The sequence below is a fragment of the Mycolicibacterium sp. TUM20985 genome (assembly GCF_030295745.1).
Lineage (GTDB): Bacteria > Actinomycetota > Actinomycetes > Mycobacteriales > Mycobacteriaceae > Mycobacterium.
This window is the reverse complement of sequence record NZ_AP027291.1, coordinates 4,762,544-4,781,714: the sequence shown is the minus strand read 5'-3', so window position 1 is coordinate 4,781,714 and position 19,171 is coordinate 4,762,544. Positions and strand designations below refer to the sequence as shown.

Annotated in this window: 21 protein-coding genes; 20 read left to right on the top strand and 1 reads right to left on the bottom strand. The window is 65.9% G+C overall.

What is annotated here, in order from left to right:
* The first annotated feature begins 1 nt into the window (after position 1).
* Positions 2 to 292, top strand: a complete 291-nt coding sequence (rpsQ, locus tag QUE68_RS23430; RefSeq protein WP_284228662.1) for a 30S ribosomal protein S17 — start codon at positions 2 to 4, stop codon at positions 290 to 292.
* Positions 293 to 392: 100 nt separating this feature from the next.
* Here rpsQ and QUE68_RS23425 read toward each other — a convergent pair whose 3' ends face one another.
* A complete protein-coding gene (locus QUE68_RS23425) occupies positions 393 to 626 on the bottom strand; it encodes a hypothetical protein (RefSeq protein WP_284228661.1) in 234 nt (77 codons plus the stop codon).
* A 136-nt stretch (positions 627 to 762) separates the two neighbouring features.
* On the opposite strand from QUE68_RS23425, the gene QUE68_RS23420 reads away from it, so the two are divergent.
* From QUE68_RS23420 to rplO, 19 genes are all read left to right on the top strand, one after another.
* Positions 763 to 2,394, top strand: a complete 1,632-nt coding sequence (locus QUE68_RS23420; protein WP_284235100.1) for a hypothetical protein — start codon at positions 763 to 765, stop codon at positions 2,392 to 2,394.
* 1 nt (position 2,395) lies between these two features.
* Positions 2,396 to 3,928, top strand: a complete 1,533-nt coding sequence (locus QUE68_RS23415; RefSeq protein ID WP_286274541.1) for a hypothetical protein — start codon at positions 2,396 to 2,398, stop codon at positions 3,926 to 3,928.
* Positions 3,925 to 5,415 (top strand): glycosyltransferase, encoded by a 1,491-nt coding sequence (locus tag QUE68_RS23410; RefSeq protein WP_284235102.1) that lies wholly within the window; start codon positions 3,925 to 3,927, stop codon positions 5,413 to 5,415. Before QUE68_RS23415 ends, QUE68_RS23410 begins: the two co-directional genes overlap by 4 nt.
* Before the next feature lie 29 nt (positions 5,416 to 5,444).
* Complete coding sequence (locus QUE68_RS23405) at positions 5,445 to 7,094, top strand: ArnT family glycosyltransferase (protein ID WP_284235103.1); 1,650 nt, start codon at positions 5,445 to 5,447, stop codon at positions 7,092 to 7,094.
* 303 nt (positions 7,095 to 7,397) lie between these two features.
* Entirely contained in the window at positions 7,398 to 8,660 is a 1,263-nt protein-coding gene (locus QUE68_RS23400; RefSeq protein WP_284235104.1) for a sensor domain-containing phosphodiesterase, read from the top strand.
* A 40-nt stretch (positions 8,661 to 8,700) separates the two neighbouring features.
* Positions 8,701 to 10,434: a diguanylate cyclase domain-containing protein gene (locus QUE68_RS23395; RefSeq protein WP_284235105.1), complete on the top strand. Its 1,734-nt coding sequence runs from the start codon at positions 8,701 to 8,703 to the stop codon at positions 10,432 to 10,434.
* Between the two features lie 168 nt (positions 10,435 to 10,602).
* Positions 10,603 to 12,954: an arylsulfatase gene (locus QUE68_RS23390; RefSeq protein WP_286274540.1), complete on the top strand. Its 2,352-nt coding sequence runs from the start codon at positions 10,603 to 10,605 to the stop codon at positions 12,952 to 12,954.
* 34 nt (positions 12,955 to 12,988) lie between these two features.
* Positions 12,989 to 13,873, top strand: coding sequence for a formylglycine-generating enzyme family protein (locus QUE68_RS23385; protein WP_286274539.1), 885 nt, complete (start codon positions 12,989 to 12,991; stop codon positions 13,871 to 13,873).
* A gap of 44 nt (positions 13,874 to 13,917) precedes the next feature.
* Positions 13,918 to 14,628: a hypothetical protein gene (locus tag QUE68_RS23380; RefSeq protein WP_286274538.1), complete on the top strand. Its 711-nt coding sequence runs from the start codon at positions 13,918 to 13,920 to the stop codon at positions 14,626 to 14,628.
* 206 nt (positions 14,629 to 14,834) lie between these two features.
* Entirely contained in the window at positions 14,835 to 15,203 is a 369-nt protein-coding gene (rplN, locus tag QUE68_RS23375; protein ID WP_056557578.1) for a 50S ribosomal protein L14, read from the top strand.
* Entirely contained in the window at positions 15,204 to 15,521 is a 318-nt protein-coding gene (gene rplX / locus QUE68_RS23370) for a 50S ribosomal protein L24 (RefSeq protein ID WP_284228650.1), read from the top strand.
* 2 nt (positions 15,522 to 15,523) lie between these two features.
* Entirely contained in the window at positions 15,524 to 16,105 is a 582-nt protein-coding gene (gene rplE / locus QUE68_RS23365; protein ID WP_284228649.1) for a 50S ribosomal protein L5, read from the top strand.
* Positions 16,106 to 16,108: 3 nt separating this feature from the next.
* Entirely contained in the window at positions 16,109 to 16,294 is a 186-nt protein-coding gene (locus QUE68_RS23360) for a type Z 30S ribosomal protein S14 (protein ID WP_056557202.1), read from the top strand.
* 99 nt (positions 16,295 to 16,393) lie between these two features.
* Positions 16,394 to 16,792, top strand: coding sequence for a 30S ribosomal protein S8 (gene rpsH / locus QUE68_RS23355; protein WP_056557199.1), 399 nt, complete (start codon positions 16,394 to 16,396; stop codon positions 16,790 to 16,792).
* 12 nt (positions 16,793 to 16,804) lie between these two features.
* The gene (gene rplF / locus QUE68_RS23350; RefSeq protein WP_284228648.1) at positions 16,805 to 17,344 is read left to right on the top strand and encodes a 50S ribosomal protein L6; all 540 of its coding nucleotides are present in this window, start codon (positions 16,805 to 16,807) and stop codon (positions 17,342 to 17,344) included.
* Positions 17,345 to 17,347: 3 nt separating this feature from the next.
* Entirely contained in the window at positions 17,348 to 17,761 is a 414-nt protein-coding gene (gene rplR, locus QUE68_RS23345; protein ID WP_284228647.1) for a 50S ribosomal protein L18, read from the top strand.
* Positions 17,762 to 17,786: 25 nt separating this feature from the next.
* Positions 17,787 to 18,497, top strand: a complete 711-nt coding sequence (gene rpsE / locus QUE68_RS23340) for a 30S ribosomal protein S5 (protein WP_454786386.1) — start codon at positions 17,787 to 17,789, stop codon at positions 18,495 to 18,497.
* 2 nt (positions 18,498 to 18,499) lie between these two features.
* Positions 18,500 to 18,700, top strand: a complete 201-nt coding sequence (rpmD, locus tag QUE68_RS23335) for a 50S ribosomal protein L30 (RefSeq protein WP_284228645.1) — start codon at positions 18,500 to 18,502, stop codon at positions 18,698 to 18,700.
* Positions 18,693 to 19,139: a 50S ribosomal protein L15 gene (gene rplO / locus QUE68_RS23330; RefSeq protein ID WP_284228644.1), complete on the top strand. Its 447-nt coding sequence runs from the start codon at positions 18,693 to 18,695 to the stop codon at positions 19,137 to 19,139. Before rpmD ends, rplO begins: the two co-directional genes overlap by 8 nt.
* The last annotated feature ends 32 nt before the right edge of the window (positions 19,140 to 19,171 follow it).

The following is a 19,171-nucleotide window of genomic DNA, read 5'->3' as shown; positions in this document are numbered from 1 at the left end:
GATGGCAGAAGATCAGAAGAACACCGAGAGCGTGGAAACCGTACGCGGACAGCGCAAGACGCGCATTGGCTACGTGGTGAGCGACAAGATGCAGAAGACCATCGTGGTCGAGCTGGAGAACCGCTCGAAGCACCCGTTGTACGGCAAGATCATTCGGACGACGACGAAGGTCAAGGCCCACGACGAGAACGGCGCTGCCGGTGTCGGTGACCGCGTGTCGCTGATGGAGACCCGGCCGTTGTCGGCCACCAAGCGCTGGCGCCTCGTCGAGGTGCTCGAACGCGCCAAATAGCACCAAGTTCTTCCGATCGCCCGGTCCGTGCCAACGGATCGGGCGATTGGCGTTTCACGGTCTTTAGTTCCATTTGGCATCGGCCGACGGTAGTCGGTAGTTAATCTCCGGGGATGAAGCGCAAGCCGTTTCGTGTCACACCCATTGCAATGGCGCCTGCAATGGCAATGGCGTTGGTGACTGCAATGGCAATGGTGTTGGTGACAATGCCAATTGGAGGTCCGAATTCGCCAACTGCGACGGCGGCGCCCGATGACGGCGCAATACCAACGGAACCCCCCATTCTGGGCCTGCCGGCACTTGGTGCGAACACGACGTTGTCCTTCTTCGGCACGCAGGGCATTGAGACGCTCGTCATCCCAGTTCCGCCGGGTCTGCGGCCAGCAGAACTCACCGCCATCGTGGAATTACCGGTCAACGTTCGACTCGGCACCCTGAATGTGACTCAAGACGACAGGACAATTTCCCGGGTGCGGTTGCCCGATGGTGACAGGCTCCCGATAGTCGTGCCGCTCGACGGTGTCGACGTCATCGACAATGCGGTGACCGTGACCCTGCGCAGCTACCTAGTGCCGGTCGAAGGTTATTGCCTCGAACCGACTAATCCGCTGCGCTTTACCGATGTGGCTATTCGTTATGAGGGAGCCGAGATACCGCCCGCGACGGTCGCGGACTTCCTCCCGCCCATCTTGCGCAAACTGACGATTCTCATTCCAGCACGGCCGATGAACATCGAGTCCGAGGCGGCGGCCCGAGTCGCCATGGCGGTCGTAGCGCGGTACGGCAAGCAGAACCCCGAGGTTGCGGTGCTGCCACTGGCCGACCGTCAGACGGAGCCGGTCGAGCCGTCGGCGCCGATGGAACGCCAGATCGTCATCCGCGAGGGACCGGAGGTCGCGGTGGCCCTGCAGGGCGGCGGATTCCCCTCGCTGCTCATCGGCGGGCCACCCAACCAACTGATCAACCAGGCACGGTTGCTGTCCAGCGACCTGTCCCGACTTGCCGTGAGCTCACTGGCCGTGGCGGGTCCCTTGAAGACGGTTCCCCAATTGCCTGCGGACGTGACCACCATCCGCCAACTCGGCCAGCCGGGTGTGAACGCCACCGCGTTGAACCCGCAGGTATCCATCGCACTGGATCAGACCAGGCTTGGTCGCTCGGCGCGGAACGTGCGAGTGCACCTGCGCGGTACTTACACTCCGCTGCCGAACGGCATTGGCGGCAGCGTGGTCACGGCCATCAACGGCCAGACGATCGACCAGTGGCCGGTCGACGACACGGGGGTGATCGACCGCTGGGTCGACATTCCGGACCGGCTGCTGCAGCGCTACACCAACCTCGGGGTGGCCATCAACATCGCGGGAAACACCGGGCGCTGCGGGGAGTTTCAGCCGATCACGTTGACCATCGACGGTGACAGCCCGGTCCAGACCACTAGAGCCGACCCGCCCTTGACCGCTGGATTCCAGTCGGTCCCGCAGGCGCTGATGCCGAGAATCGACGTCGGCGTCGGCGAGGATGGTTTCGCCGACACCCGACGTGCGGTGTCGATACTGGTGGGACTGCAGCGAATGAGTGCATTGCCAATGGACACCGTAGTGATGCCGCTGCGGGAGGCCATCGACTCGCCGAACCCGGCAGTGCTCATCTCAGCCGATGGTTGGTCGGATCCGCGGATCACGTTGCCGGTGGGGGCAAACGAATCCGGGGAGCTCAGGGTCACGGGTGTCGACGGCGGCACCGACCAGACCACCCTGACCCTGAATCCCGCGCAGCGATTCGGCTCTCTTCAGACGGTATTCGACGGCCGCCGAACGGCAATCGTTGCGACGTCCAACGGTGCGCCAGAACAGGTTGATGCGTTGTTGGCATGGTTGGATGCCGCCCCGGTGCGCTGGTCGCGGCTGACCGGAACCGCGGTTCTCGCCCCCGCTGGGCGCGACCCGGTGAGTTTCGGCGCGGGCAGCCCGCGGCCAGCCGCCAACGCCGTCGACGGCAATGATGACCGGCCGTACTGGTGGTTGGGTGGAGGCATCGTCGCAGTCGTGATCGCAGGCGCCGGCATCTGGTGGCGCACGAGGTCGAAGACGCCGGGCCGCTGAGATGACGGCATCCACCGACGTCGGGCCCTCCAAGGCCGGGCGGAGGCTGGCTGCCCGGTACTACGGCCTGCATCCCATCTACCGGGTGTCGCTGCGCTGGTGGCTCATCGCGACGACGGCGGTGGTCGCCTTTCGTGACAGCATCATCAGCCTGGTGGACACGACGCGCGCCGGCGGGCTCGGCGGTTTCGTCTGGACGGTCGCGGTGGTGGTGATCTTGGTGGCCGTCGGCGTATCCCGCTGGCACCGAACCGAACTGCCGATTCACGACCGCCAGACAGACGTCATCGTCGGAACCATGGGCCTGGTTCTCGCGCTGTTGATCCACGGGGTGCTTCTGGCGCGTTACGCGCTGTACTTCCATCTGCTGCGGCTCGACCTGGTGGCGATGTGGCTCTATGTGTTCAGCTCGAGCATCGTGCTTTTCGGGCTCCGCCCGGTCGCCCGCTTCGCGTGGGTGTGGGGGATGGCGTTGTTGCTGGTATTCCCGCTGCCCTACTACGTAGCGGTCGTCGTCCTCGGCGGCGGCAGAGTGGCCGCGGGTGCCGCGGCACTCGTGATCTCGGGGGTGGGAACGGGAATTGCACTGGGTCGGACGGTTCGGCGCGGGCTGATCGGATCCCTGTTGTCATGGGCCTTCGGCGGCCTTGTCCTGGTGATCATGGCCGTGTACTTCCACGACGCGCCGCTGCTCGCCTTTCAAATGATTCCAGCGGTCTCGACGGTGTGCGTAGTCGGTGGTGGATTCTTCCTGTACGCACGCCGCGGAGCGCCGAAACGGGTGTTGGACCGCAAGGTCGAGCCACTCGCCGCCAAGCAGGTCTGGGCCGGAGTTCCGGTCGTGGTCATCGTCGGGATCGCCCTCGCCCTGGTCCATCTCCCGCCCACGGTGAGTGGCACCCCGGTCGCCCCCGCCGGCGGCGAGGCCCTGCGCCAAGGGCAGCCGTTGGCGGTGCCGCCCGGCTGGCACCTCGACTCGGAGCACACCTACGACTGGGTTCATCGGATGTACGGGTCGGGGGCGGACCTGATTCGGCAGCGAATCACCGCCGACACGGTGAACCCGACCTGGGACAAGCTCGGACGACCTCGGACGGTGGTGGTCGACAGCGTGACGAGCGCACGCCCGTTCTCCTTCAACGTCTTTCCGGCCCGGGTCATCTATGACGTGGCCGGGGCGCGGCTCAGCGCACCGCGCCTCGTCGACCTGGGTTCGGGCGTGCAGGGCCAGTTGGTCTCCGTCGTCGACGACCGCCTTCTGGTCACCTGGAACGCGCTGCAGTTCACCAGGGGCGACGCCGACGTCGCCCAGCGAGTGGTGCTGTTCGCGGTCGACAACCATGAAGCCGGCGCCCCGTTTCCGGCACCCTCCGGTGGTTTCGTGCCGACGCTTGGCACGTTGTTCACCATCCTGCTGCGGGGTAACGCTGCCACGACCGACCGCACACCAACCTTCAAGGACGCGGATCTGTTGACACAGTTCGGTCGCGCTCTGGTTGCCGCACAAGGTATTCGGGAGGGTGAGGGGCGGTGAACGCCGAGGTCGGCCGCCCTGCAGCGGATGTCCGTATCGACAGCGAGGGCGAACAAGCGCTCTATCTGGCAATCAACGGTCTGCGCGACAACGATCCGCTGAACTCGGCATCGACTCCGCTCGTTGGTTGGCAGCGGCCCGTACTGTGGGCGCTGCTGTTGATCCTCGTGGTCTGTCTACTCGCAGCGCCGATGGCGACCGCCGTGGCGCTGATCGGCATCTGCACCTTCGGTTACGTCGTGACCATGCTCGATCGGGTGATGATCTTTCGCCAGGGCCTGGCCTCTCGGGCGATTGCCATCTCCGACGAGGAAGCCCTGGCGATCCCCTACGCCGACCTGCCGCGCTACACCATCCTGGTCCCCGCCTACAACGAGCCGGAAGTAGTCGGCGATCTGATCGGTGCGATGGCTCGGCTGCACTATCCGCCGGACAAGCTGCAGGTGCTTCTGTTGCTCGAGGCAGATGACGACGTGACGATCGCGGCTGCACGCGCGTGCGGAGATTCCGACATCATCCAGATCGTCTTGGTGCCACCCGCCGAGCCGCGCACCAAGCCGAAGGCCTGCAACTACGGCCTGCACTTCACCACCGGCGACATCGTCACGATCTACGATGCCGAGGACCTGCCGGAGCCGTTGCAGTTGCGCCGCGTGGTCGCCACGTTCAGGCAGTTACCGGACGACGTCGTGTGCGTGCAGGCCAAGCTGAAATATCACAACGGGCATCAGAACCTCTTGACCGGTTGGTTCACCGCGGAGTACGGATTGTGGTTCGGTTACCTGCTGCCGGGCATGATGCGGACGACGGCCCCAATTCCGTTGGGCGGCACGTCGAATCACCTCATAAGATCGGTGTTGGACGAGATCGGCTCCTGGGATCCGTTCAACGTGACCGAGGATGCCGACCTCGGGTTGCGCATTGCCGCCTCGGGCTACCGCACCGCGGTCGTCGACTCCGAAACCCTCGAGGAAGCCAACAGCGACCCGATCAACTGGATTCGGCAGCGCTCACGCTGGTACAAGGGCTACCTGCAGACCTGGCTGGTGCACATCCGGCGGCCACGGCAACTGTTGCGTACCATCGGCCTTCGCAGCTTCGTCCGGTTCAATCTGGTGTTGGCCGGCACTCCCATCATCGCGGTGCTCAACCTGGTGTTCTGGTTCATCACGATGACCTGGTTCCTGGGGCAACCCGCTCTCGTCGGCGCCGTTTTCCCGCCGTACATCTATTTTCCCGCGCTCATCGCACTCATCCTGGGCAACGGCGCCACCCTCTACATGAATTTGATCGCGCTTCGCGAGGACGATCGGTCCGACCTGTTGGTTCCCGGGCTGACCGTGCCGGTGTTCTGGGTGATGATGAGCGTGGCCGCGGCCAAGGGCTGCTATCAGTTGATCCGCAATCCGTCCTACTGGGAGAAGACTTTTCACGGGCTGTCGCAACGTCCCGATCTCGAGGATGAACCCGATTCGACGGTACCGTGATTACCGGTGTCCGGAGGTCCGACCGGCGGTTGAAGATCGCCGTCTACCTGGTGGCGCTGACGGTCTACCTCGCCGTCGGATACTGGCTCCAGGTCCGCAACGGTTTCATCCTCGGCGACGCGCTGGCCCGGGTCTCGGCCGCCCAGAGCGCCATCTTCAGCCGCGACCCACATCTGGCCGCCATCGGCTTCATCTTCACTCCGCTGACGTCGGTGGCGCAGATACCCGCCATCCTGCTGAGCCCGCTCTGGCCGGCGATGACCGAACGCGCCTTCTCGGGCACCATCATGTCCGCGATCTTCATGGCGGGCGGCGTCGTCCAGATCCTCGGAATGGGCACCGACCGTGGACTGCCGCGCGGCTACGTCCTCGCCGTCACGGCGTTGTTCGCACTCAACCCGATGATCGTGTTCTACGGCGCCAACGGGATGAGTGAGGCTCCGTTCATCTTCTTCATGTCATGGGCGGTGCGCCGCCTCATCACGTGGATGGTCGACGACGACGTCCATCACCTCGTCGCCGCTGGTGGCATCGCGATGGGGTTGGCCTATCTGACCCGTTACGACGCGGTCGCGTGCGTGGCAGCCGCGGGGCTGCTGGTGGGAGCTACCACCTATCTGCGGGCCACGCCCCAGCCGCGGTTTCGGCGCGCACTGCTGGACGCGCTGTTGGTCAGCGGGCCCGGCTTCGCCGCGTTCGTGGGTTGGGCGGGGGCCAGCTGGTTGATCACTGGGGAGGCTTTCGCGCAGTTCACCTCTCAGTACGGCAACGCCGCCATTCTCGCTCAGTCCGGTCAGCCGACGGGGACCTTCACCGCGGGCCTGACCTTCGCGCTGGTCTGCATCACGCTATTAGCCCCCACCCTGGTGCCACTCGCGCTGTGGTGCGGAATTCGGCGCTACCGCCAACCGAACTGGACGGTGCTGCTCGTGCCGACGTTCGTGTACGGGGCGGCCTTGGCCTTCCAGGCCCTCAGCTATGCCACGGGGTCGACGTTTCCGTTCCTGCGGTTCTACATCGTGGCCATTCCGCTGTCGGCATGCCTGGCGATGTTGGCGGTCCCGGACGGCGCGTTGACGACCGCCACGCGACGAGGCAGATACGCTCCGGCACAGCCGCATTCACCGCCGGAGTTGCCGCGACGCCGGACGCTGGTCTATTCGGCGGTCGCGACCCTCCTCGCCATGGCCGTCCCGGTCACCGCATGGGGGATGGGGCAGCCGAAGTACGCCCCACAGGAATACGCGCTGGGTGCGGTGCTGGCACCGCAACCTGACAACGTCAGCGTCCGCAAGGCGACGGAGCACGCCATCGCGGCGTCGTTCTCGACCGAGCGCCAAATTGCCAGGTATCTGGAGAATCTCGATTTGCCGGAGAGTTCGGTCATCACCGACACCGTTTACGGATTCGCGGTCACCGCCGCATCGACTCAGCCGAAGACGTTCGTGGTCCCGTCCGACCCGGACTTCGTCCCGTTGCTCAACGATCCCCAGAACAACGGTGTCCGGTATCTGTTGGCGGTTCCACCGACCGGGCGTGGGATCTCCGACGCCCTCAACGTGCGATATCCCACGTTGTACGAGACGGGCGCGAACATCGCGACACTGGAACTCGAGATTCCCAATGACGGCGACAGTCAACCGAACTGGCGGCTGTACCGGGTGCTGGCACCTGCCTAGTGGACGCCGGTCCGCGGCGTTGCTGATCCCTGGCGCCGGTCGGCGGGCACCGTCGGAAGCTTTCCAGGATCACCGGTTTTGGCAAACACCCGTGTTCGATGGGAGAACGACTGAGTTGGGACAACACCCGAGGACGAGGTGCAAGGCAACGCGGAGGTGTTTCGCCAGTAAATGGGTTTTGACGGCTATGATCCCTTCACGCGTGGTCTGCGAGAAGTTAACTACCCCGAATCTGATGAACGTCGAATCGGCGGGTCATCTGGCGTCGTAGGGCGTTCGGAACCAAGGAAGGGCGGGTCGCTCGTGAGCGGTGAAGGGGTGCGGCGCGCGGTGAAGCGGAGCCACCCCGACCTGGATGACGCTGCGTCGGGCAAGGGCGTTTCACCGGTCTTTCAGCCGATCGTGTCGTTACCCACGGGAACGATCGTGGGTTTCGAGGCGCTGGCCCGTTGGCCGCTTCAGCCGCACCTCCAGCCGCAATCGGTCTTCGCCTACGCAGCGGAGACCGACCAGGTCACACAACTCGACAGGCTGTGCATCGAGCGGGCCGTCGACGGCGCCCTGCGCGGTGGCTTGACGGAAGGCGCTCTGCTGGGGGTCAATTCCGAACCGGCCAGCGACTACACCGGCCGCGCCGACAGCGAGATCCTCGAACGCGGGCACGACAAGTTCGCGTTGATCTTCGAACTCACAGAGCGCAATCTGCTTGGCCACCTGCCAACACTGCTTCGAAAGGTCGCGGCGTTGCGCGCGGACGGATTCGCGATCGCGCTGGACGACGTCGGAGCGAATCCGGAGTCCTTGGCGCTCTTGGACATCATCTGCCCGGAGGTCATCAAACTCGACAACAAGCTGACCCAAGCCCGTCCCAGCGTCGACACCGCCAAGATCGAAGCCGCGGTGTCGGCGCACCGCGAGCGCAGGGGCACGCTGATCATCGCCGAGGGCATCGAGACCGAACAACACTTCGAACAGGCGCTGGCATGGGGCGCGACCCTGGGACAGGGCTTCCTCTTCGGCAGGCCGGGCCCGCTGCCGGGCCCTGCCGATACGGTCGCGTGGTCGCCTCCGGCCGTCCCGGCGCGCTCGGGTGTCTCGGCCACCAGCCCGTTCGACGTGGTGGCCGATCACCCGTCCATGCAGACCGCGCCACGGCGGACGCTGCGGGCCATCTCGCGGTACATCGAGGAGCAGGCACAGAACTCGGCGGATACGTCGATGGTCTTGACCGCGTTCCAGGACGCTCGCCACTTCGGTCCAGTCACCAGAGGGCGGTACTCGGCACTCGCCGGGGTCTGCCCGTTGGTCGCCGTGTTCGGTGCCGGCCTCACCGCCGATTCAGCGGAGGGGGTCCGCGTCGTGTCCCATGATCCGTCGGATCCGTTGTCCTCGCAGTGGATCGTCCTCAGCCTCGGTCCGCACACTGCCGCGGCTCTCATCGCCCGAGAGCGCTTCAATGGCTACGCCGCCATGGACGAGGACGACCGTCAGTTCGACTTCGTGGTCAGCCACGACCGTTCCGTCATCACCGCCGCGGCCTCCGCGCTCTTGAACAGGGTGCCGTGATGGAGCGACCCCGTGGCGACGAACCGGACACGTGATCCCCATGTCCGATCTTGACGACCACGCGCATCTCGACGGAGCGGCCCGTCGCGATGGTCGCGCCCACCGAGCGGACGGCGACGTCGGCGAGGCAACGTTTCGTCGGTTGATCGAGGGCAGTCCCGACGCGGTGCTCGTGCACCAGGGCGGTCGGGTCGTCTACGCCAATGCGACGGCCGTCCGCTGGCTCGGGGCCCACTACGCCGATCAGGTGCACGGGTATCCGGTGACCGGCTTCATCCACCCCGATTTCATCGAGCCCGTCCTGGCCCGTCTGGCGGCGTTGCGCAACGACGGCGATGCCACCCGACCCTCGGAATCGGTGATGGTTCGCCTAGACGGCACGACGCTCGACGTCGAGGCCGTTTCCTCGCTCACGTCGTGGCGCGGTGAACCCGCCTACCACGTGACGCTGCGCGACATGACGTTCGTCAGGACTGCCCAACGCAGTCTGCGCTACCAGGCCGCGCTGGTCGACAAGGTGGGGGTCGCGATCATCGCCACCACGGTCACGGGCCTGGTGACGAAGTGGAATCGCGCCGCGGAGGTGATCTACCAGCGCCCCGCCTCGAGCGCGTTGGCGATGTCGATCGGCGACGCCGTGGGTGCCTCACTGGAACCGGCTGCGATCGTCGCCGACGGGGGCGGGGTGCTGGCCACCCACCACACCGCCGACGGTCAACCGCTGATCGTGCGAGTCGCGGCCACGCAGCTGGACACGGGCTTCGTCCTGGTGTGTAACGATGAGACCAAATCCCATGGGGTGGAACGACTTCTACGTCGAATCGTGAACTCCCTGGATGAGGGAATCTTGGTGATCGATGGCTCGGGCAGTGTGACGTCGGCGAATCCGGCTGCGGAGCGGATCCTCGGAATCTCCGCCTCGACGCTCGTCGGCGGCGACGGACGCGTCGCGCACACGATCAAGACCTACGACGTCAACCGCCGTCTGGTCGAGCCCCGCGACAACCCGGTCGCGCAGACGATGCGGACCGGAAAGCCGTTCCAGGGCTGCATCACCGGGATCGACGGCCCCAACGGCCGACGAACGTGGCTGCGGATGAGCTGCCGGCCGCTGGACAACGACGACCGCTACGGCACGGCGCTCCTCGTGTCGTTCTCCGACATCACCGCCGAGCAGGTGGCCCGCGAGCGGCTGACCTACCGCGCCACCCACGACGCCCTCACCGGGTTGCCGAACCGGGCGGCCGTCCTGAACCGAATCTCGGATTCATTGCGCGTCCGGGGTGATCGCCGGCTGGGTGCGGTGCTGTTCATCGACCTCGACAATCTGAAGGCCATCAACGACTCGCTGGGCCACGACACCGGTGACGAACTCCTCCAGAGTGTGGGGCAGTGCCTTCGCGCATCGGTCGGGCCCAACGACGTCGTCGGCCGGCTTGGGGGAGACGAGTTCGTCACCCTGGTCGCGGGTGCGGTCAGCCCGGCAGACCTCGCCGATTTCGTCAGTCGTCTGGAACGCAGCCTCGCCCAACCCATGACGTTGGGCGCCGCAACGGTGCGCACGCAGGGCAGCATCGGGGTCACGGTGGTGACGCCAGACGATCAGCGCAGCGCCATCGAAATCCTGCGCGACGCGGATGCGGCCATGTACGAGACGAAGGCCAACCGGCGGCGGCACACGCAGCCCAAGTCCCCGAATGCGCGGAACCACAACGGAGTCACGCATGACGGCGATCGGTATGCGTCGCAGTCGACCCAGCACCACGGCCGCTAGGCCCGTCGAACACCCCGCAACCGAGGCCGAGAGTGGCATCGATCAACGAGATTTGCTGCCTGGCAACAACCTTGCGTGATCGTCAGATTGTCGGTCGCCGGTTACGGCGCAGGTGTACTGTCCGGGCGGTATCGGGGAGACGGCGATGCACCGGAGGCGAGGAACGCGATGACTGGCGAATTCAAGGGCAAGATCGAACTCGACATCCGGGACTCCGAGCCCGACTGGGGTCCCTACCAAGCTCCGGTGGCGCCACCCGGATCTCCCAACGTCCTCTACCTCGTCTGGGACGACACCGGCATCGCCACCTGGGACTGCTTCGGGGGTCTGGTCGACATGCCTGCCATGAGCCGGATCGCCGAACGTGGGATCCGACTCTCGCAGTTTCACACCACCGCGCTGTGTTCGCCGACCCGCGCCTCGCTGCTCACCGGACGCAACGCCACCACCGTCGGAATGGCCACCGTCGAGGAGTTCACCAACGGGTTCCCCAACTGCAACGGGCGCATCCCCGACGACACCGCCCTGCTGTCCGAGGTGCTCGCCGAAAGGGGTTACAACACCTACTGCGTCGGCAAATGGCACCTCACCCCGCTTGAAGAGTCGAATCTGGCTGCCACGAAACGGCATTGGCCGTTGAGCCGTGGCTTCGAGCGCTTCTACGGGTTCATGGGCGGGGAGACCGATCAGTGGTATCCGGAGCTGGTGTACGACAACCATCCCGTAGCCCCGCCTGCCACTCCCGAGGACGGCTACCACCTCTCGAAGGACCTGGCCGACAAGACCATCGAGTTCATCCGCGACGCCAAGGTGATCGCGCCCGACAAGCCGTGGTTTAGCTACCTGTGCCCAGGTGCGGGCCATGCGCCGCACCACGTCTTCACGGAGTGGGCCGACAAGTACGCCGGTCGCTTCGACATGGGGTACGAGGCCTACCGCGACATCGTCCTGGAGAATCAGAAGCGGCTCGGCATCGTGCCCCAGGACACCGAAATGTCACCCGTCAATCCGTATCTCGACGTCAAGGGCCCCAACGGGGAGGCGTGGCCGTACCAGGACACCGTCCGGCCGTGGGACACCCTGAACGACGAGGAGAAGCGGCTCTTCAGCCGGATGGCCGAGGTCTTCGCCGGCTTCCTGTCCTACACCGACGAGCAGATCGGCCGGGTTCTCGACTATCTGGAGGAATCGGGCCAGCTGGACGACACCATCATCGTGGTCATCTCCGACAACGGCGCCAGCGGTGAGGGTGGCCCGAACGGATCGGTGAACGAGGTCAAGTTCTTCAACGGGTACATCGACACGGTCGAGGAGAGTCTGCGGTTCTACGACCAGCTGGGTGGCCCCGAGACCTACAACCACTACCCGATCGGTTGGGCGATGGCGTTCAACACGCCGTACAAGTTGTTCAAGCGCTACGCCTCGCACGAAGGCGGTATCGCCGATACGGCAATCATTTCCTGGCCCAACGGAATCGATGCCCATGGCGAAGTGCGGGACCAGTACGTCAACGTCTGCGACGTGACGCCGACCATCTACGACCTGCTGGGAATCACCCCGCCCGACAAGGTCGGCGGCATCCCGCAGAAGCCGCTTGACGGCACGAGTTTCAAAGCAGCGCTTGCTGATTCGAGCGCGGACACCGGCAAGTCGACGCAGTTCTACACGATGCTGGGCACCAGGGGCATCTGGCACGATGGCTGGTTCGCCAACACCGTCCACGCTGCCAGTCCTGCCGGCTGGTCGCACTTCGACCAGGACCGGTGGGAGCTCTTCCACATCGAAGCCGACCGCAGCCAATGCCACGACCTTACGGCCGAACACCCAGAGAAGCTCGAGGAGCTCAAGGCGCTCTGGTTCACCGAGGCCGCCAAGTACAACGGGCTTCCGCTGGCCGACCTCGGCATGATCGAGACCCTGTCCGGGTGGCGACCCTATCTGTCCGAGGGGCGCAAGACGTTCACCTACTACCCCGGCACCGCCGAAGTCGGCCTCGGCGCGGCGGTCGAGCTCGGCGGGCAGTCCTTCACGGTGCTGGCCGAGGTCACCGTCGACACCGCCGACGCCGAAGGGGTGTTGTACAAGCAGGGCGCCGGTCACGGCGGTCACGTGCTGTTCGTGGCGGACGGCCGCCTGCAGTACGTCTACAACTTCTTGGGCGAGGAGGAGCAGCTGGTGTCCTCGTCCGACCCAATTCCGTTGGGCAGTCACGTGTTCGGCGTCAGCTACGCGAGGACGGGCACGGTCGAGGGCAGTCACACCCCCCTCGGTGACGTCTCGCTCTTCATCGACGATCAGACGGTCGCCACCAAGGCGGGCGTCCGCACGCACCCCGGCATGTTCGGCCTGGCCGGCGGGGGAGTGGCCGTGGGCCGCAATCCGGGGCAGCCGGTCTCCGTCACCTATGAGGCGCCCTATGCGTTCACGGGCGGAACCATCGCCAAGGTCGTCGTCGACATCACCGGCACGCCGTACCGGGACGTCGAGCGGGAGATGGCCCGAGCCTTCGCCAAGGACTGACTCCCGTCCGGACGCACGGCCTACCCTGGGCACCATGCTGACGGAGCTGGTGGAGCTACCGGGCGGCACCTTCCAGATGGGGTCGACGGCGTTCTATCCGGAGGAGGCGCCCGTGCACACCGCGGCGGTGTCCGCCTTCGCCATCGAACGCCATCCCGTGACGAACGCGCAGTACGCCGGCTTCGTCCAGGACACCGGCTACCTGACGGTGGCCGAGCGACCACTGGACCCCGCCCTCTACCCCGGGGTGGCGGAGGCCGACCTGGTGCCCGGTGCGCTGGTCTTCCGGCCGACGCGGGGACCCGTCGACCTGAGCGACTGGCGGCAGTGGTGGGACTGGGCGCCGGACGCGTCCTGGCGTCAGCCCTTCGGCCCGGGCAGCACGATCGACGACCGGGCCGACCATCCCGTGGTGCAGGTGTCCTATGTCGACGCCGCGGCATACGCGCAGTGGGCCGGTCGTCGGCTGCCGACCGAGGCCGAATGGGAGTATGCCGCTCGCGGCACGGCATCGACGACCTACGCGTGGGGTGATGAGGTGGCGTCGGGCGGCGAGCTCATGGCCAACACGTGGCAGGGCCGCTTTCCGTACCGCAACGACGGAGCGAGGGGATGGGTGGGAACGTCGCCCGTCGGATCGTTCCCGCCGAACCAGTTCGGACTGCTCGACATGATCGGCAACGTATGGGAGTGGACCTCGACGCGGTACACCCGACACCACCTCGGCGACACCGACTCGTCGAAGGGATGCTGCACGCCATCGCACGAACCGGACCCGGCCGTGAACCAGACCCTGAAGGGCGGATCGCATCTGTGCGCACCGGAGTACTGCCACCGCTACCGGCCGAGCGCGCGCTCGTCTCAGTCGCAGGACAGCGCCACCACCCACATCGGCTTCCGGTGCGTGGTGGACGGCTGAGCCGAAGCGCCGTCAGACCGCAGTCCGCGGCCCATACTGTCGCGATGAGATTGTCCGGGCTGGCGACCGCGGCCCTGGCCGTCGCGCTCATCGGCGGGTGCGCCGAGACGAGCGTCGGCCGCCCGGTCGCCGACTCCACGGACTCGTCACAGGCCTCAGCGGCCAACGCTTCGTCCACGTCACCGTCTTCGTCATCTTCGATGACCTCGGCGCCGTCGACGCCGGACTTCCCGACGATGGGGGTGGCGCCTACCCTCCGGGAGGCCATTCCGCCCAACGCGCTGGTGTGTCTCCCACCCCCGACGCCCGGCACGCCGGCCACGGTGCAGATCGGTGACCCGGCCGCGCCCAGGATCGTCATATCGCTGCCCGAGGGGTGGACCGCCGCCCCCGATCCCGCCGGCCTAACGCTCAGCGGACCCGCCGGGATGTTCGGTGCCGTCACCATCGCCGAGACCGCTCTGGACCCGGCCGCGGCCTTCGAGAAGTACGCCGACGACCTCACCGCGGACGCACCGATCAGCAGCGTCAGCGTGCTGCCCGCCGAGAACTGTGGTTTCAGCGGCCAGCGTCTGATGGGCATGCTGTCCGGCGGAGCGGCGGCGAGTCAGACCTACGAAGACCGCATCGCCCACGTCTGGACGAACACGAAGGACTACCTGGTGGCCATCCACGTCGCGGCACCGGAGGGGTCGCCGGCCTTCGACGCCGCGACGTCGGTGTTGACTGCGGACTTCGCCGTTACCATTCCCTGAGGGCTCGCCGCGCAGGGCCGGGATCGGCGTCCGGCAGCGATTTGGTGCATTGCCCGTGCTCACCTAGTATGTAGGGGTTGCCTCGGGCAGACCTCGGTGGCCGCTGAGTTTTCACAGCGGACGCCCTGCGTGCCCTCTGGTGACGAAGACCGCGTACGTCGAGCAGCTCGATGCTGTTCGCCGTGCAATCGATTCGAGGAGATCTAGTGATTCAGCAGGAATCGCGGCTCAAGATCGCCGACAACACGGGCGCCAAGGAGATCTTGTGCATCCGGGTGCTCGGCGGCTCGGGTAGGCGTTACGCCGGCATCGGCGATGTCATCGTGGCGACCGTCAAGGACGCCATCCCCGGTGGCAACGTCAAGAAGGGCGAGGTCGTCAAGGCGGTCATCGTGCGCACCGTCAAGGAGCGCCGCCGTGCCGATGGCAGCTACATCAAGTTCGACGAGAACGCCGCCGTCATCATCAAGCCCGACAACGACCCGCGCGGCACCCGCATCTTCGGGCCGGTCGGTCGTGAGCTTCGCGAGAAGCGCTTCATGAAGATCGTCTCGCTCGCCCCGGAGGTGTTGTAAATGAAGGTGCACAAGGGTGACACCGTCCTCGTCATCTCTGGCAAGGACAAGGGCGCCAAGGGCAAGGTCCTCGAGTCCTACCCGACGCGCGAGAAGGTTCTGGTCCAGGGCGTCAACCGGATCAAGAAGCACACCGCCGTCTCGCAGAACGAGCGCGGTGCCTCCTCGGGCGGCATCGTCACGCAGGAAGCTCCGATCCACGTCTCGAACGTGATGGTCGTGGACTCCGACGGCAACCCGACCCGCATCGGCTACCGCTTCGACGAAGAGACCGGCAAGAAGGTCCGCGTGTCGAAGAAGAACGGCAAGGACATCTAGAGATGACGACGACAGAAACCACCGAGCAGTCGGCGAAGACCCTTCCTCGCCTCAAGCAGCGCTACCGCGACGAGATCAAGGGCTCGCTGAACGAGCAGTTCAGCTACGCGAACGTCATGCAGATCCCCGGCGTCGTCAAGGTCATCGTGAACATGGGTGTTGGCGACGCCGCCCGCGACGCCAAGCTCATCAACGGCGCGGTCAACGACCTCCAGCTGATCACCGGACAGAAGCCCGAGATCCGCAAGGCCCGCAAGTCGATCGCCCAGTTCAAGCTCCGCGAGGGCATGCCGATCGGCGCCCGCGTGACGCTGCGCGGTGACCGCATGTGGGAGTTCCTCGACCGGCTGGTCTCGATCAGCCTCCCCCGTATCCGCGACTTCCGCGGCCTGTCGCCCAAGCAGTTCGACGGCAGCGGCAACTACACCTTCGGGCTGACCGAGCAGTCGGTGTTCCACGAGATCGACGTGGACAGCATCGACCGCCCGCGCGGCATGGACATCACCGTCGTCACGTCGGCGACCAATGACGACGAGGGCCGGGCGCTGCTGCGCGCACTGGGCTTCCCGTTCAAGGAGAACTGAGCAATGGCAAAGAAGGCGCTGGTCAACAAGGCCAACAAGAAGCCGAAGTTCAAGGTTCGCGGCTACACGCGTTGCAACAAGTGTGGACGTCCGCATGCCGTGTTCCGCAAGTTCGGCCTGTGCCGAATCTGCTTGCGGGAGATGGCGCATGCCGGCGAACTGCCCGGTGTCCAGAAGTCCAGCTGGTAACAGCCAAAACCAATCGACCAACTTAGAGAAAGCACGCGGTAGGCCCCCAAGGGTGATGAACCCGGCGGGAACCGCCGCGAGGAAGGTGAGCTGGCTGTCATGACCATGACGGACCCGATCGCAGACTTCTTGACACGTCTGCGCAACGCCAATTCGGCGTACCACGACGAAGTGACTCTGCCCCACTCGAAGATCAAGGTGCACATCGCCGAGATCCTCAAGGAGCAGGGCTACATCACGGACTTCCACACCGAGGATGCTCGGGTCGGCAAGGCGCTCGTGGTGCAACTCAAGTACGGACCCAGTCGCGAACGCAGCATTGCGGGCTTGAAGCGAGTCTCCAAGCCCGGTCTGCGCGTGTACGCGAAGTCAACCAACCTGCCCCGCGTTCTCGGTGGCCTGGGCGTGGCGATCATCTCCACGTCCTCGGGCCTGCTCACCGACCGCCAGGCAGCTCGACAAGGCGTGGGCGGCGAAGTCCTCGCCTACGTCTGGTAGGGGGAAGTAGACATGTCGCGCATTGGAAAGCAGCCGGTCACGATCCCCTCTGGGGTCGACGTGACCATCGACGGACGCAACGTGTCCGTCAAGGGGCCCAAGGGCACCCTCACCCTCGACATCGCCGAGCCGATAACGGTGGAACGCGATGACAACGGGGCCATCGTGGTCAACCGACCCGACGACGAGCGTCGCAGCCGTTCGCTGCACGGTCTGTCGCGGACCCTGGTGGCCAACCTGGTCACCGGTGTCACCGATGGCTACACCACCAAGATGGAGATCTTCGGCGTCGGCTACCGCGTGGCGCTGAAGGGTCAGACCCTCGAGTTCGCGCTCGGATACAGCCATCCCGTGGTCATCGAGGCGCCCGAGGGCATCACCTTCGCGGTGGAGACGCCCACCAAGTTCTCGATCACCGGCATCGACAAGCAGCAAGTCGGCCAGATCTCGGCGAACATCCGCCGCCTGCGCCGCCCGGACCCGTACAAGGGCAAGGGCGTTCGCTACGAAGGCGAGCAGATCCGCCGCAAGGTCGGAAAGACAGGTAAGTAAGCCATGGCTAACACCAAGACAGATACGGCACCCGTCAAGCGGAAGCCGCTGGGACAGAACGTCTCCGAGACGCGTCGCGTTTCCCGACTGCGCCGCCACGCCCGGCTGCGCAAGAAGGTCGCCGGCACGCCGGAGCGTCCGCGCCTGATGGTCAACCGCTCCTCGCGCCACATCCACGTGCAATTGGTCGACGACCAGACCGGCACCACGCTGGCCTCGGCGTCCTCCATCGAGGCCGACGTACGTGCGGTCGAGGGCGACAAGAAGGCCCACAGTGTTCGGGTTGGACAGCTCATCGCAGAGCGCGCCAAGGCAGCCGGCTTCGACACCGTGGTGTTCGACCGCGGTGGCTACACCTACGGTGGCCGCATCGCCGCCCTGGCCGACGCCGCCCGCGAGAGCGGACTGAGGTTCTAATGAAGACTCAAGATGGAAGGACTGTCTGATGGCCGATCAGCCAACAGCAGGAACCGGAACCGGTGCCGGAGCAACAGGCGCCACCGGTAGCCGGCCCCCACGCGGTGGCGGCGGTGGCGGAGACCGCGACGGACGCGGTCGTCGTGACGACCGTGGCGGCGGCCGTGGTGGCCGTGACGGCGGCGAGAAGAGCAACTTCCTCGAGCGCGTCGTCGCCATCAACCGCGTGTCCAAGGTGGTCAAGGGTGGCCGGCGCTTCAGCTTCACCGCGCTGGTCATCGTCGGAGACGGCAACGGCATGGTCGGCGTCGGCTACGGCAAGGCCAAGGAAGTTCCCGCCGCGATCGCCAAGGGCGTCGAAGAGGCCCGCAAGAGCTTCTTCCGCGTGCCGCTCATCGGCGGCACCATCGTCCACCCCGTTCAGGGTGAGGCGGCCGCGGGTGTGGTCATGCTGCGTCCCGCCAGCGCGGGTACCGGCGTCATCGCCGGTGGTGCCTGCCGCGCGGTGCTGGAATGCGCCGGCGTGCACGACATCCTGGCCAAGTCGCTCGGCAGTGACAATGCGATCAACGTGGTGCACGCCACGGTCGCGGCGCTGAAGATGATTCAGCGTCCGGAGGAAGTCGCCGCCCGTCGCGGACTCTCCATCGAGGACGTCGCACCGTCGAGCATGCTCAAGGCGCGGCGTGAGAGCGAAGCGCTGGCCGCTGCGGCAGCGCGTGAAGGATCGGCATAGTCATGGCTTCTGAATCAGGGCAAGTGAAGATTACCCAGGTGCGCGGCACCGTCGGGGCGCGCTGGAACCAGAAGGAGAGCCTGCGGAGTCTCGGGCTGCGCAAGATTCGTCAGACCGTAGTCCGCGAGGACAACGCCCAGACGCGTGGCCTGCTCGCCGTCGTCAACCATCTCGTCACCGTTGAGGAGGCCGAAAATGAGTGACGTCATCAAGCTGCACGACCTGCGCCCAGCGCCCGGGTCCAAGACCGCCAAGACCCGCAAGGGCCGTGGCGAGGGCTCGAAGGGTAAGACCTCCGGCCGCGGTACCAAGGGCACCAAGGCCCGCAAGAACGTCCCCGTGACGTTCGAGGGTGGGCAGATGCCCATCCATATGCGGCTGCCGAAGCTCAAGGGCTTCAAGAACCGCTTCCGTACCTCCTACGAGGTCGTCAACCTTGGCGACATCAACCGCCTGTTCCCCAAGGGTGGCACCGTCGGCGTCGACGAGCTCGTCGCCGCAGGCGCGGTCCGCAAGAACACCCTGGTGAAGGTTCTCGGCGACGGCAAGCTATCCGTCAAGGTGGACCTGACCGCCCACAAGTTCAGTGGGAGCGCGCGCGAGAAGATCAGCGCCGCAGGCGGCTCGGTGACCGAGCTGTAGGAACGAATTGACGTAGGGCCCCGCACGCTCGG